Source organism: Rhodanobacter fulvus Jip2 (assembly GCF_000264315.1).
GTDB classification, from domain to species: domain Bacteria; phylum Pseudomonadota; class Gammaproteobacteria; order Xanthomonadales; family Rhodanobacteraceae; genus Rhodanobacter; species Rhodanobacter fulvus.
Genome location: NZ_AJXU01000054.1, coordinates 19,841 through 34,624 on the forward strand (window position 1 = coordinate 19,841; position 14,784 = coordinate 34,624).

9 protein-coding genes are annotated in these 14,784 nt (G+C 65.6%); 4 read left to right on the forward strand and 5 right to left on the reverse strand.

The features are described from left to right. Positions 1 to 31 precede the first annotated feature (31 nt). The 4 genes from UU9_RS12935 (at position 32) to tldD (ending at position 8,341) form a co-directional block, all read left to right on the forward strand. Entirely contained in the window at positions 32 to 1,153 is a 1,122-nt protein-coding gene (locus UU9_RS12935) for a mechanosensitive ion channel family protein (RefSeq protein ID WP_156804290.1), read from the forward strand. Between the two features lie 152 nt (positions 1,154 to 1,305). After that, positions 1,306 to 2,802, forward strand: coding sequence for a ribonuclease G (gene rng / locus UU9_RS12940; RefSeq protein WP_007082207.1), 1,497 nt, complete (start codon positions 1,306 to 1,308; stop codon positions 2,800 to 2,802). A 27-nt stretch (positions 2,803 to 2,829) separates the two neighbouring features. Next, entirely contained in the window at positions 2,830 to 6,795 is a 3,966-nt protein-coding gene (locus UU9_RS12945; RefSeq protein WP_237710284.1) for a YhdP family protein, read from the forward strand. Positions 6,796 to 6,901: 106 nt separating this feature from the next. Then, on the forward strand, positions 6,902 to 8,341 hold the full coding sequence (gene tldD, locus UU9_RS12950) for a metalloprotease TldD (RefSeq protein ID WP_007082209.1): 1,440 nt from the start codon (positions 6,902 to 6,904) through the stop codon (positions 8,339 to 8,341). Here tldD and coaE read toward each other — a convergent pair. The 5 genes from coaE to miaB form a co-directional block, all read right to left on the reverse strand. Next, complete coding sequence (coaE, locus tag UU9_RS12955) at positions 8,338 to 8,946, reverse strand: dephospho-CoA kinase (RefSeq protein ID WP_007082210.1); 609 nt, start codon at positions 8,944 to 8,946, stop codon at positions 8,338 to 8,340. The genes tldD and coaE overlap by 4 nt on opposite strands. Beyond that, a complete protein-coding gene (locus UU9_RS12960) occupies positions 8,943 to 9,800 on the reverse strand; it encodes a prepilin peptidase (RefSeq protein ID WP_007082211.1) in 858 nt (285 codons plus the stop codon). The genes coaE and UU9_RS12960 overlap by 4 nt, the downstream gene beginning before the upstream one ends. Before the next feature lie 116 nt (positions 9,801 to 9,916). Continuing rightward, positions 9,917 to 11,179: a type II secretion system F family protein gene (locus UU9_RS12965; protein ID WP_007082212.1), complete on the reverse strand. Its 1,263-nt coding sequence runs from the start codon at positions 11,177 to 11,179 to the stop codon at positions 9,917 to 9,919. 138 nt (positions 11,180 to 11,317) lie between these two features. Next, on the reverse strand, positions 11,318 to 13,045 hold the full coding sequence (pilB, locus tag UU9_RS12970; protein ID WP_007082213.1) for a type IV-A pilus assembly ATPase PilB: 1,728 nt from the start codon (positions 13,043 to 13,045) through the stop codon (positions 11,318 to 11,320). A 324-nt stretch (positions 13,046 to 13,369) separates the two neighbouring features. After that, a complete protein-coding gene (gene miaB, locus UU9_RS12975) occupies positions 13,370 to 14,713 on the reverse strand; it encodes a tRNA (N6-isopentenyl adenosine(37)-C2)-methylthiotransferase MiaB (protein ID WP_007082214.1) in 1,344 nt (447 codons plus the stop codon). Positions 14,714 to 14,784 lie beyond the last annotated feature (71 nt).

Genomic DNA, 14,784 nt, shown 5'->3' on the forward strand with positions numbered 1-14,784 from the left:
CATGGACGTCGGCGCTGCCAAGGTGGCGGCCATGATCCCCCTCATCGATTTCTGGCATGCCCATCCGTGGGCACGACTGGGCGCCACCATCGTCGTCGCGTTGCTGCTGGGCGCCTTGTTGCACCGTCTGGTTTACCTGGTGTTGCGCCGGCTGACGCGTGACCGGGATGTGGCCACCGACATGTTGCAACGAGCCAGTGCGCCGATGGGCTGGCTGGTGCCGCTGATTACGCTGACGGTGGCCTTGCGCATGTCGCCGATGGTTCCCGGGCTTGTACAGCACGTGTTGCTGGCGGCGTTGATCGGCACCGCCACCTGGCTGGGCGTGTCGTGCATCGGTGCGCTGGAGAGCTGGATGGTGCGCGAATATCCGCTCGACACCGCTGACAACCTGCGTGCACGGCGAGTACAAACCCAGGCTCGCGTGCTGGGTCGCGCCGGGGATGTCGTGCTGGTGCTGATCGGCGCCGCACTGATTTTGATGACGATCCCCGGCGTTCGCCAGATCGGAACCAGTCTGCTGGCGTCGGCGGGCGTGGCGGGATTGGCGCTGGGTTTTGCGGCCAAGCCGGTATTGGGCAACCTGATCGCCGGCCTGCAGATTGCGCTGGCGCAGCCGATCCGGCTGGACGACGTGGTGATCATCGAAGGGGAGTGGGGGCGCATCGAGGAAATCACCGGTACCTATGTCGTCGTGCGCATCTGGGACGAGCGGCGGCTGGTGGTTCCGCTGAACTATTTCATCGAGAACCCGTTCCAGAACTGGACCCGCACCACCTCGCAACTGATCGGCTCGGTGTTCCTGTGGCTGGATTACCGCATGCCAATGGAACCACTGCGCGCGGAGCTGCAGCGGTTGTGCAAGCAGGCGCCGCAGTGGGACGGCCGGGTGTGCGTGCTGCAAGTCACTGACGCCAACGAGCAGGCGATGCAATTGCGCGTATTGGTCAGCACGGTCGATTCGGGCACCGGCTGGGACCTGCGTTGTTTTGTGCGCGAGGGGCTGATCGCATTCGTGCAGGCCAACTATCCGCAGCATCTGCCGCTGCGCCGCACCGAGCTTCATCAGGCTGAAGGCGCCGCATCGGTTCCGGCCCGCTCCGGCCCGCTGCTGGCGCAACCCGCCGACGGGCCGTCGGCGGGTTCGCCCTGAGAGCGTTATTGGCGCGCTTTCATCCGGCGTCGTGCACCTGATCGTCGTGTCGCATCGTCGGCGCAGGCCGACCGCGTCACAGCAGCCCGTGCGATGGATCGACAGCCGCCGCGGCCACCCGCTATAAAGAACACTTGTCCTGGGGGTGTGTGGTGAGTGAAGAGATCCTGATCAACGTGACCCCGCGGGAAACACGAGTCGGTGTGGTCGAAAACGGCATGCTGCAGGAAGTGCATGTCGAACGCGCCTCCAAACGCGGCTACGTGGGCAATATCTACAAGGGCCGCGTGCAGCGGGTGATGCCGGGCATGCAGGCGGTGTTCGTGGAGATCGGGCTGGAGCGCGCGGCGTTTCTGCACGCCTCCGACATCGTGAAGCCGCCAGCGCCGGCTGGCGCCGACGGCACGGAATCGAACGGCAACGGCCACATTCCCTCGATCAGCGAACTGGTGCACGAAGGCCAGGAAATCGTGGTGCAGGTGGTCAAGGACCCGATCAGCACCAAGGGCGCACGGCTGTCGGCGCACCTGTCGATTCCCTCGCGCTACCTGGTGCTGTTGCCATATTCGCGCACCCTGGGCATTTCCGCGCGCATCGAAGACGAGGTCGAGCGCCAGCGGCTCAAGGACGTGCTCACGCCGATGATCGGCGAGGACATCCCCGGCAGCCATCGGCTGGGCTATATCGTGCGCACCAACGCCGAGGGACAGAGCGCCGAATCGCTGGCGTTCGACGTGGCCTACCTGGGCAAGGTCTGGCGCGTGGTGCAGGAGAACATCGCCAAGGCGAAGGCGGGCGAGCGCGTCTACGAGGAATTGTCGCTGCCGTTGCGCAGCCTGCGCGACATGCTCAACAGCGACATCGAAAAGGTTCGGGTGGATTCGCAAACCACGTTCGACAACGTGGTGAAGTTCGTGCACAAGTTCATGCCGAGTCTGGACGACCGTATCGAGCACTACGACGGCGAGCGGCCGATCTTCGACCTGTACGGGGCCGAGGACGAAATGCAGCGCGCGCTCAAGAAGGAGGTGCCGCTGAAATCCGGCGGCTACCTGATCGTCGACCAGACCGAGGCGATGACCACCATCGACGTCAACACCGGCGCCTACCTTGGCACCCGCAACCTGGAAGAAACCGTCTACCGCACCAACCTGGAAGCGGCCCAGGCCGCATCGCGGCAACTGCGCCTGCGCAATCTGGGCGGCATCATCATCATCGACTTCATCGACATGGTGGACGAGGAGCACAAGCGCCAGGTGCTGCGGATGCTCAACAAGGGCCTGGCGCGCGACCACGCCAAGACCACCGTGTACCCGATTTCCGCCCTGGGCCTGGTGGAGATGACGCGCAAGCGCACCACCGAAAGCCTGGCGCGCCAGCTGTGCGAGCCCTGCGCCACCTGCAACGGTCGCGGCGTGCTGAAAACCGCGGAAACCATCACCTACGAGATCTTTCGCGAGATCACCCGCGCGGTCCGCCAGTTCGACGCCGAGAAGCTGCTGGTGATGGCCAACCCGGCGGTGGTCAACCGCATCCTCGAAGAAGAATCCGGGGCGGTGGCGGAACTGGAAGAGTTCATCTCCAAAAGCATACGATTTCAGGCTGAAGAGCATTATTCGCAGGAACAGTTTGATGTCGTTTTGCTGTAAATCCGTCGGGATCCGTTGCGCGTGAACATGGAGTGGCGACGCCGTTGGCAGCGGGCCGCTCGTGGCCTGGGCTGGACGGCGGGCAGTCTGCTGATCGCCCTCGCACTGATGGTGGCGCTGGCGCAGCTGTTGCTGCCGCTGGTGGCCCATCACCCGGACTGGGTGGCCGCAAAACTTTCGCAACGCCTGCAACGTCCCGTCAGCATCGAGGCGATGGAAGGCCATCGCACCCGTTCCGGTCCGTCGCTCGTTCTGCGTGGCGTGACAATCGGTGTGCCGGCCGGCGAAAGCGGCAGTCCACTGCACATTCCCTCGTCGAGTTTGAAGCTCGATTTCGGTGGCTGGCTCTGGCCGTCGCGGCATCTGCTCAACCTGCACGTGAGCGGGTTGCAACTCGATGTCCTGCACGGTCGCGACGGGCGCTGGCATCTCAATGGCATCGGTACGGATGCCACGGCGCAGCGACAGCCGGTATCGCTGCGAGGCATGTCGCTCGATCTGTGGTTGAACGACGTGCGCGTCAATGTCACCGATGAAGCGCTCGATCGGCGTTACACACTCACTTCCCGCCAGCTTCGGCTGAGCCGCCGCGGCGGAAACTTGCGGGTGGGTGGCGTGCTGCAACGGGCCGGTGCGGCGGGCTCATTGAGCGTGGTCGGGCGCTTCAGCGATGACGGCAGTGCGGGCAAGCTCTGGCTCGGCGCGGATCGGGTGGATCTTCAGGCTGCATTGCAAGGTGTCGATCTGGACGGCTATACGGCCAATCGTGGCCATGGCCGGTTGGGGGTGTGGGTCGACTGGCGCGACAGGCGCATCGTCGGCGCCACCGCACGCCTCGATCTCAACGACGTGCGGATCACCGCGCCGGACCACGGCAGCGCCAACGTGCCGGCGTTGCATGGTGTGGCCAGCCTGCGCCGGAACGATGACGGTTACGAACTGCGCTGGGCTGGTGACAAAGGCGGTGCGCTGGTGCTGGCGCTGCACCAGCCGGCGGAAGGAAAGCGGTGGCTGGCCGTTGCTGCCCGCGATCTGCAACTGGCGCCATTGCTGCCGTGGCTGGCGCTGAAATCCGGGCTCCCGAACGGGGTGGCGCAATGGCTGGGCGATGGACACCCCCACGGTGAACTGAGCCGGCTGGCGATGAACTGGAGCGAGGCGGCCGGGTTGCAGTCGATCGAGCTGGCGTTCAAGGACGTGGGCATCGACGCGACCGGCGCATTGCCGGGCGTCAGCGGGTTGCGCGGCACCCTGCGCGGTGATGGCGAGGCGCTTTCGCTGGAGCTGCCTGCGCAGGCGACCACACTGACGTTCCCGCATCTTTTCCGCCAACCACTCGCCTTGTCCAAACTCGGCGGCACGCTGGCGTTCTGGCCTGACGGGGACGGCTGGCATCTCGGCGCCGATGCACTCGACATCGAAGGCGAGGGTTTTGCCGGGCAGGTGCGTGGCCAGGTGCTGTTGCCCGCGCAAGGCGGCAAGCCGTTTGTCGACCTGTATGCCACGGTGGATCACGCGAATGTCACGGCGACGCGCCTGTTCCTTCCGCCCTCGACATCGCCGCATGGGACCACCGCCTGGCTGGACACCGCGCTGGCCGGCGGCACGCTCGACAGCGCGCAGGTAGTGCTGCACGGGAATCTGGCCGACTGGCCGTTTCGCCACAACGAAGGGCGATTCGAGGCGCACGCGAACATCAGCGACCTGACGCTGGATTATGGTCACGAGGAATGGCCTGTCGCCAAGGACGTCGATGTGGTCGCCAGCTTCGTCAACAACGGCTTGCTGGCCGAAGCCAGCAGTGGCCAGTCACTGGGCGTCAAGGTCGACAAGGCCGTCGCGGTGATACCCGATTACGGGCAAAGCCTGCTTGACCTCAACGTCAGAGGTCGGGGCGCCGCGCGCGATCTGCTCACGTTCGCCAGGCAAAGTCCGGTGGCGCGTCGCCAGGCCGATGTACTGGCAAAAATGAAACTCGGCGGCAGCGCCACGTTCGACTTCCACCTGGTGTTGCCGCTGCATGACGTGCAGTCGGTGAGCCTCGACGGCAAGGCCCAGCTCAGTGCCGCTGATCTTGACGCGCCGGACTGGAACCTGGCGCTGGGCAAGCTTGCCGGCCCGCTGCGTTTCGATGCACATGGCCTGCAGGTGGGACCGTTGAGCGGCACGTTCCATGGCCAGCCATCGACGCTGCAGCTGGCGGTGGGTGCCGCCACCGGTGATCCATCGACCATGCTTTCGGCCAGCATGAGAGGCCGTTACTCGATGGCCGAACTGGTCAGCGATTACCCCACGCTGGATTGGCTGGGCCAGCTTGCCGATGGCCGCAGCGATTTCACGGTCGGTTTCTCCATTGCCGATTCGCATGGCACGGCACTCGCCGCGCAGTCCTTGCGCATCGATTCCAGTCTCGATGGCACCGCGCTTGATCTGCCCGCCCCGTTGCGGAAGCCCGCCAGTGGCAGCCTGCCGCTGCACGTGGCGCTGACGCTGCCGGTCGACGGCGGCGATGTGCAAGTGTCGCTGGGGCAGGTGTTCCGCGGGCATTTGCGCCTGCCGCAGGACGTACCGAACACGGGGAGTCCCGGTGCCCGGAAGCCGCTGGCCGGCACATTGGCCTTCGGCAGCGACATGCCTACCGTCTTGCCACCCAGGGACCTGCGCATCCTCGGCCATGCCGACACGCTGGACGTGACAGGCTGGGTACAGCGCGCCGCGGCTGGCACAGGCGGCGATGGACCGGGTCTGGAAAGCGTGGATGTCGGCACCGAACATGCCGAGTGGTTTGGCCAGCAGCTGGGCGCGATGCAGATCCGCGCCAAAGTGCAGCCGGATGCTCTGAGCGTGGACGTGGCGGGCGCGGCGCTGGCCGGGAATTTCAGCATTCCCCGGCAAGAGCTCGCCAAGCGCGGCATCACCGCGCGGTTGCAGCGCTTGTACTGGCCGAAGGAGACGACCGAGCCGCACAAGCCGTCTGCTGCGCCCGCGGTGGCCGCGGCGCCACCGGCCGAGCCAACCCCCGCGCCCGCGGCGGAAGACCATCCGTCCGATACCGGCATCGCGCCTGCATCGGTACCGCCACTGCATCTGTGGGTGAGTGATTTGCGTCTGGGCACGGCGCGTCTGGGCGAGGCGCGGCTGGAAAGCTGGCCGACGGCCGAGGGCATGCACATCGACCAGTTGCGTGCGCTGTCCAGTCGCGTGCAGATCACCGGCAGTGGCGACTGGAATGGCACGGCCAGTGACAGCCGCACCCATATGCGCATCGAATTCGCGGCGGAAAACCTCGGCAGCATGCTGACCGCGCTCGGCTACACCGGGCTGTTCGAAGGCGGCAAGACGCATGACGAACTGGACGCCAGCTGGCCCGGCTCGCCCTCGGCGCTGGCGCTGGCCAATATGCGCGGCACCCTGAAGGTGAATGTCAGCGACGGCCGCATTCCGGAGGTGCCACCGGGCATGGGCCGGTTGTTCGGCCTGGTGTCGATGGCCGAACTGCCGCGTCGGCTGACCCTGGATTTCGGCGACGTGTTCGGCAAGGGCCTCGCGTTCGACGCGATCACCGGCGACTTCACCCTGGCTGACGGCAACGCCACCACCGACAACCTGGTGATTCAGGGCCCGGCGGCCCGGATCAGCATTTCCGGCCGCACCGGCTTGCGCAACCGCGATTACGACCAGCAGGTCACCGTGGTGCCGCACGTGGGCAACAGCCTGCCGATCGTGGGTGCCGTGGTGGCCGGGCCGATCGGCGCGGCGGCCGGCATCGCCATGCAGGGCTTGCTCGGCAAGGGCCTCAACCGCGCCGCGGGCGCCCGCTATCACGTCGGCGGAAGCTGGGACAAGCCGGTGATGACGCTGATCGAGAAACACGATGTACCCGCACCGGCGACGACCGCGCCGGTTCTGCCTCCGCCGTATCGCGACGCGGGCGAACCGTCGGCGGCCGGTACGACATTGCTGCCGGCGCCAGCCAGTTCCATCGTACAGTGAGGCCGGCAACGGCGGCGCTGCGGCGGCAATCCCGCCCGGTTCCCTTTAAACCGGCCGTTTCAACCCTCATCTGACAAGACTCCCCGCACTGAATGGCAGAGATTTGATGGATTCGCTGATTGCCCAGGCCGAGCGCCGCTTGCTGACGCCTGGCGGCCTTGCCGCCACCGACCTCGATCGCGTGTTCTCGCAATTGATGGGGCCGTCGATCGACGCCGCCGACCTGTATTTCCAGCACTCGCGCAGCGAGTCGTGGCTGTTGGAGGAGGGCATCGTCAAGGACGGCAGCCATTCGATCGAGCAGGGCGTGGGCGTGCGTGCCATCTCCGGTGAAAAGACCGGCTTCGCCTATTCCGACGAGATCGTGATGCCGCAGCTGTTGCAGGCATCGAAAGCGGCCCGCGCCATCGCCCATGACGGCAACGGCGCCGGCAAGCCGCTGGCGTTGAATGGCGCGCGTCAGCTGTATCCGGCGATCGATCCGGTCGACAGCCTGCCCAATCCCGACAAGATCGCGTTGCTGCGCGAGGTCGATGCGTACGCGCGCTCGCGCGATCCGCGCATCAAGCAGGTGATCGTCAGCCTCGCCGCCACCGTCGATACCATCCTCATCGCCGCCTCCGACGGCACGCTGGCCGCTGACGTGCGGCCGCTGGTGCGCATGAGTGTGCAGGTGATCGCCGAGCAGAACGGCCGACGCGAGCAGGGTCATTCCGGCGGTGGCGGTCGCCACAGCTATCGCGAGCTGATGGAGAACGGCCGTGCCCTGGGTTTCGCCGATGAGGCGGTACGCCAGGCGCTGGTGAACCTGGAGGCGGTCGATGCCCCGGCCGGCAGCATGACGGTAGTGCTTGGTCCGGGCTGGCCCGGCGTACTGCTGCACGAGGCGATCGGGCATGGCCTGGAGGGCGACTTCAACCGCAAGGGCAGCTCCGCCTTCGCCGGTCGCATCGGTGATCGCGTGGCCGCCGCTGGCGTCACCGTGGTCGATGACGGCACGCTTGCCAACCGTCGCGGTTCGCTCAGTATCGATGACGAGGGCACGCCGTCCGAGTGCACCACGCTGATCGAGAACGGCATCCTCAAGGGCTACATGCAGGACAAGCTCAACGCCGGCCTGATGGGCGTCAAATCCACCGGCAACGGTCGCCGCGAATCGTTCACCGCGTTGCCGATGCCGCGCATGACCAACACCTACATGCTGGCCGGCCAGCACGACCCGCAGGAAATCATCCGCTCGGTGAAGCGCGGCATTTACGCACCCAATTTCGGCGGTGGCCAGGTGGACATCACCAACGGCAAGTTCGTGTTTTCCGCCAGCGAGGCCTACCTGATCGAGGACGGCCGCATCACCCGGCCGGTGAAGGGTGCCACGCTGATCGGCTCCGGCCCGGAAGTGCTCAATCGCGTCTCGATGATCGGCAACGACCTGAAGCTGGATGAAGGCGTTGGCGTGTGCGGCAAGGACGGCCAGAGCGTGCCCGTGGGCGTGGGCCAGCCGACCCTGAAAATCGACAACATGACGGTGGGCGGTACCGCTTCCTAACGCGCTTGCGCCAGATAGCGCCGGTGCAGTGCCATGACGGTATCGTCCAGCGCCGCTTCGTCGCCGCTGTTGTCGATGACATCGTCGGCCATGGCCAGGCGTTCGGCGCGACTCGCCTGGCGGTCCAGCATGCGCTGCGCCAGCGCCGCATCGATGCCGTCGCGCTCGACCAGTCGTGCGATCTGCGTCGCTGGCGGCGCGTCCACTACCAGCACGCGATTGACCCAGCGGTAGGCGTCCATGCTCTCCACCAGCAACGGGATCGCCAGCAGGCAATAGGGATCGTGCTGCGCCATCGCGCGATCGTGCAGCCACTCGCGCACGCGCGGATGGATGATCTCCTCCAGCTTGCGCCGGGCGCCGTCATCGGCAAACACGTGGCGGCGCATCGCGGGGCGGTCCAGCCGGCCGTCCCGGTCCAACACATCGGGGCCAAAGGCCTGGACCACCGCCTGCAGTCCCGGCGTCCCCGGCTCGATGACCTCGCGGGCAGCCACGTCGGCGTCGTGCACGGGCACACCCAGCGCCTGGAATCGGCGCGTCACCGCGCTCTTGCCGGAGGCAATGCCGCCGGTCACGGCGACGACGAAGGGCCGCGCGTTCATCGCAGGCCGGTGAACTGCATGTAGCCCTGCAGCAGGCCATCACCGGCCACCAGCCAGACCCAGCCGGCCGCCGCGATGAACGGCCCGAACGGCATCGGCAACTCCCGTTGGTGCCGGCGCAGGGCAATCAGCGAGCCGCCGACCAGTGCGCCGATCAGTGACGACAACAGGATGACCGGCAGCAACGACACCGGCCCCATCCACGCGCCCAACGCGGCCAGCAATTTGAAATCGCCGTAACCCATGCCTTCCTTGCCGGTGAGCAGCTTGAACAGCCAGTACACGCTCCACAGGCTCAGGTAGCCGGCGGCGGCGCCGATGATCGCCGAGGGCGCGGCCACGAACATCGGCAGCAGCGACAGCAGCAAGCCCAGCCACAGCAGCGGGAAGGTCAGCTGATCGGGCAGCAGCTGGGTGCGGAAGTCGATGCCGGCCAGCGCGATCAGCGTCCAGGTAAACACCAGCCCGGCCAGCGCAACCCAGGTGGGCCCGAACTTCCACACGATGACGGCGCTCAGGAGGCCGCTGAGCAGTTCCACCAGTGGGTACTGGATCGAGATGGCCGCCTTGCAATAGCGGCAGCGCCCGCGCAGCAGCAGCCAGCTGAACAGCGGGATGTTGTCGCTCGCTGCCAGGCGATGCTTGCACTGCGGGCAGTGCGACGGTTCGCGCACGATGCCCGGCGGCAGTGGTGTCGCGTCGGCCTCCATTTCCAGCACGTCGCGTGCTTCCTGCCGCCACCCCGCCGCCATCCGTTCGGGCAGGCGCAGGATCACCACGTTGAGGAAACTGCCGACCAGCAGGCCCAGCACGCCAGCGATGGTGATCCACAGGGCAAAGGGGAGATCGGGCATGCGTCAGCCTTGTGTGTGAGCCTGTGAAGGAGGCGCTTAGGTTACGGTGCTTCGTTTCATAACGGAAACGGCGGGCCATGCCCGCCGTTTCGTGTCGTGTCGTGTTTTGCCGAGGCTTAGAACGTGCCGGCGAGCTTGAAGATCGGCAGGTACAACGCGACCACCATGCCACCGACCAGCGTGCCCAGCACCACCATGATGATGGGCTCGAGCAGGGTCGACAGTGTATCGACCGCATTGCTGACTTCTTCCTCGTAGAACTCCGCCACCTTGAACAACATATTGTCCAGGGCGCCGGATTCCTCGCCGATGGCGGTCATCTGCACCACCATGTTGGGGAACAGGCCGGTCTGCTTCATCGCCAGTTGCAGCTGGTGGCCGACCGCGATGTCTTCGCGCATCTGGCGCACCGCATCGCCATAAACCACGCTGCCGGTGGCGCCGGCCACCGCATCCAGCGCCTCGACCAGCGGCACGCCGGCGCGGAAGGTGACGCCCAGCGTGCGGGCGAAACGGGCGATCGCCGAGTTGCGCACGATATTGCCCATCACCGGCATCTTCAGCGCCATCCGGTCCAGGAAGTGGGCGAACTTCACCGAACGTTTCTTGGCGACCACCAGGGCGACGATGCTGCCGCCGATGATGCCGATCACCACCCACCAATAGCTCTGCATGAACTCCGACGCACTCACCAGCAACTGCGTGGGCGCGGGCAACTGGGCGCCGGCGTCCTGGAACGTCTTGGCGAATACCGGCACCACGAACAGCAGCATGATCAGACAGACCATGAACACCACCGCCAGCACCATCATCGGGTAGAACAGCGCTTTCTTGATCTTCTTCTTGATCGCTTCCATGCGCTCTTTGTAGGTGGCCACGGTGTCCAGCACCGTGTCCAGCACACCGGAAGCTTCGCCGGCGCGCACAAGGTTGCAGTACAGCTCGTCGAACTGCACCGGATAACGGTGCAGCGCTTCATGCAATGCCGAGCCGCCCTCGATGTTCTGTTTCACGTCCAGCAGGATGTTCTTGAAGCGGACGTTTTTCTGGCCGTCGGCGATGATGTCGAACGACTGCACGATGGGCACGCCGGACGCCATCATGGTGGCGATCTGGCGGCTGAAAACCGCGACGTCGAGCGGCTTGACCGGCTTGCCGGACGAACCGAACAGCGGCTTGGCGCGTTCGCGCACGGTCTGCGGATTCATCCCCTGCCGGCGCAGTTCGGCTTTTACCAGCGAGGCGTTCTTCGCCGGCATGTCGCCTTTCATTCGTTTGCCGCGCTTGTCCAGCGCCACCCACTCGTAGGTGGTCAGCCTGCTGACTTCGGCGCGTTGGGCGCCGAGCGTGCGCGTCTTGCTTGCGGTAGCCGTGGCCATGCGCATTTTCCCCCAATGATCCAGTCCAGACTTGCCGCAGGCGGCAGGCAAGGTCGGTACAGCTTATGCCAATTTCCAGCCCCCAAACCGTGGCGCGCGACGCAACTCCAGCCAGCGGTTTTCCAACAAATGCCTTGCTCAATCCTTGGTGACGCGGTCGATCTCGGTCAGGCTGGTCATGCCGTGTTTCACCTTGACCAGGGCTGACGCGCGCAGGTCGTTGATGCCCGCGGCCTTCGCCACCTCGGAAATCTGCAGCGCGTTGCCGCCCTGCAGGATGATCTTCTGGATGTCCTCCAGCATCGGCATCACCTGGTAGATGCCGACCCGGCCCTTGTAGCCATCATTGCATCCCGAGCAACCCACCGGCTCGTACACCGTCAGTCCCGCGTCGATGTCTGCCTGGGTGAACCCCGCGGCCAGCAACACGGCTGGCGGCAGACTCTGCGGTTTCTTGCAGTCGTGAAGGCGGCGAGCCAGGCGCTGGGCGATGATCAGGGTGACCGACGAGGTGATGTTGTAGGGCGCGATGCCCATGTTCATCAGGCGGGCGATGGTTTGTGCGGCATCGTTGGTGTGCAGCGTGGACAACACCATGTGGCCGGTCTGTGCGGCCTTGATGGCGATTTCCGCGGTTTCCAGGTCGCGGATTTCGCCGACCATGATCACGTCCGGATCCTGGCGCAGGAACGATCGCAGCGCGCTGGCGAAGGTCATGCCGCGCTTGGCGTTCTGCTGTACCTGGTTGATGCCCTCGACGCGGATTTCCACCGGGTCCTCCACCGTCGAGATGTTGCGCTCGGCGGTGTTGAGCATGTTCAGACCGGTGTACAGCGACACCGTCTTGCCCGAGCCGGTGGGGCCGGTGACCAGCACCATGCCGTACGGCTTGTGGATGGCGTCGATGTAGAGCTTCTGCTGGTCGGGTTCGTAGCCCAGCTTTTCGATACCGACCTTGGCCGACGAACCGTCGAGGATACGCAGCACGATCTTTTCGCCGAACAGGGTCGGCAGCGTGCTGACGCGGAAGTCGACCGCGCGGGTCTTGGACAGGTTGAGCTTGATGCGGCCATCCTGCGGCACGCGCTTCTCGGCGATGTCCAGTTGCGACATCACCTTGAGGCGCGAGGAGATGCGGTTCGCCAGTTTCATCGGCGGGCTGGCTACGGCGCGCAGCATGCCATCCATGCGCAGACGTACCCGGTACTGCGTTTCGAACGGCTCGAAATGGATGTCCGATGCGCCGCGGCGGATCGCATCGAGCAGGATTTTGTTGACGAATTTCACCACCGGCGCGTCGTCGTTGGCGTTCGCGTCGACGCCGGTGCCGGCGGCCTCGCCCTCGTCTTCGCCGATCTCCAGTTCCAGCCCGTCCAGCTCGCTGCCGCCGATATCCGGCATGGTGTCGCGCATGCTGTTGAGCAGGGTCTCGATCGTGCGCTGCAGCGTGGCGCGCTCGACCAGGATCGGTTCGACATTGCAGTTGGAGTTGAACTTGATCTCGTCCAGCGCGCGCGACTGCATCGGATCGGCAATGCCGACAAACAGACGCTTGCCACGGCGAAACAGCGGCAGGGCCTGATGCTTGCTGATCAGCGCTTCACTGATAAGGTCCATCGGCATGGTGGCTGGATTGAGCGCCGAGACATCCAGCATCGGCATGCCGAATTCGGCTGACGCGATCTGCGTCATGCGCGCGCTGTCGACCAGGCCATGGTCCAGCAGCCAGACCGCCAGCGTGGTTTTATGCGCGGCGCTGTCGGACATCGCCTTGCGCACATCCGTCTCGGGCAGGACGCCTTCGGACACCAGCCGGCGCGCCATGCCGGATAAACCCGCGAGCGATGCTTGCACTTCAGAAGACATAACCGTATTTCTACCCCATCCCCGTATGTTGTTGAATCTACCGCAGTCTGCGCGGCAGGTCATCCATTGTTTGCAGGGCCGTTCGTGACTGCCGGCGAGGTTCGGAGACGCCGAGCCCCACTTTTCGTGAGGCGTCGTGCGCGCCGCTGTGCCGGAGCCCGTTTTCCGCCGCCGGCAGGCCCTTACCCATCGGTATCGGCAGGTATGGGCGCGGCGGTAGCCGAAATCCGAGCCGATGATGGGTTTCGATCTACCCGGGGCGTTTGAGGGCGACCGTTTACCGCGGGTCGCGCGCCCAGCCGCAGTTCGGCCGGGCGGCAGGAATCAGGCGGCGACGTCGTCGGTCAGCTTCACGCGTCCGCGCAACGAATTGGCCATCGCCTCGGTGATCTCCACGTCGACGAATTGGCCGATCAGGCGTGGGTGGCCGGCGAAGTTCACGAAGCGCATGTTCTCGGTGCGACCGGTCAGCTCGGAGGCGTCGCGGGTGCTGGGCTTTTCCACCAGCACGCGCTGCACGCTGCCGATCATCGCCTGGCTGATCCGCTTCGCATTGGCGTTGATGGCGGCCTGCAGCCGGCTCAGCCGGGCGTGCTTTTCCTCGGCCGGCGTGTCGTCGGCCAGTCCTGCCGCCGGCGTGCCCGGGCGCGAGGAGAAGATGAAGGAGAAGCTCTGGTCGAAACCGATGTCCTCGATCAGCTTCATGGTCTTCTCGAAATCCGCCTCGGTCTCACCCGGGAAGCCCACGATGAAATCGGACGAGACGCAGATGTCCGGCCGCACCGCGCGCAGCTTGCGGATCTTCTGCTTGAATTCCAGCGCGGTGTAGCCGCGCTTCATCGCGCTGAGGATGCGGTCCGAGCCGGCCTGCACCGGCAGGTGCAGGTAGTTGGCCAGTTGCGGCACGTTGGCATAGGCCTCGATCAGCGAGTCGGAAAACTCCAGCGGATGCGAGGTGGTGAAGCGGATGCGGCCGATGCCGTCGATCTGGGCGATCGCGTGGATCAGCACGGCCAGGTCGGCGGTGCCGCCGTCGAAGGTGGGGCCGCGGTAGGCGTTGACGTTCTGGCCGAGCAGGTTGACCTCGCGCACGCCCTGGGCGGCCAGCTTGGCGACTTCGACGATCACGTCGTCGAACGGGCGGCTCAGTTCCTCGCCGCGGGTGTACGGCACCACGCAGTAGCTGCAGTACTTCGAGCAGCCTTCCATGATCGACACGAACGCCGTGGGGCCTTCGGCGCGCGGCTCGGGCAGGCAGTCGAACTTCTCGATCTCCGGAAAGCTGATGTCGACCTGCGGCAGGCCGCTGGCGCGCTGCGCCTCGATCAGCTGGGGCAGGCGATGCAGGGTCTGCGGGCCGAATACCAGGTCCACGTACGGCGCGCGCTTGACGATCGCCGCGCCTTCCTGCGAGGCCACGCAACCGCCGACGCCGATCAGCACCGGCTTGCCGTCCTTCTTGTGCTGCTTCCAGCGGCCGAGCTGGCTGAAGACTTTTTCCTGCGCCTTCTCGCGGATCGAGCAGGTGTTGATCAGGATCACGTCCGCTTCGGCTTCATCCAGGGTCAGCTCCATGCCGTGCGACGCCTTGAGCACGTCCGCCATCTTGGCCGAGTCGTACTCGTTCATCTGGCAGCCGTGGGTCTTGATGAAAAGCTTGCCGGTCATGGCGTGGGTACCGTGGTTCGTGAAGCGCAATCCGCTGAACCAGGCAGTTTACCCGCGCGGGGGGTTCTCGC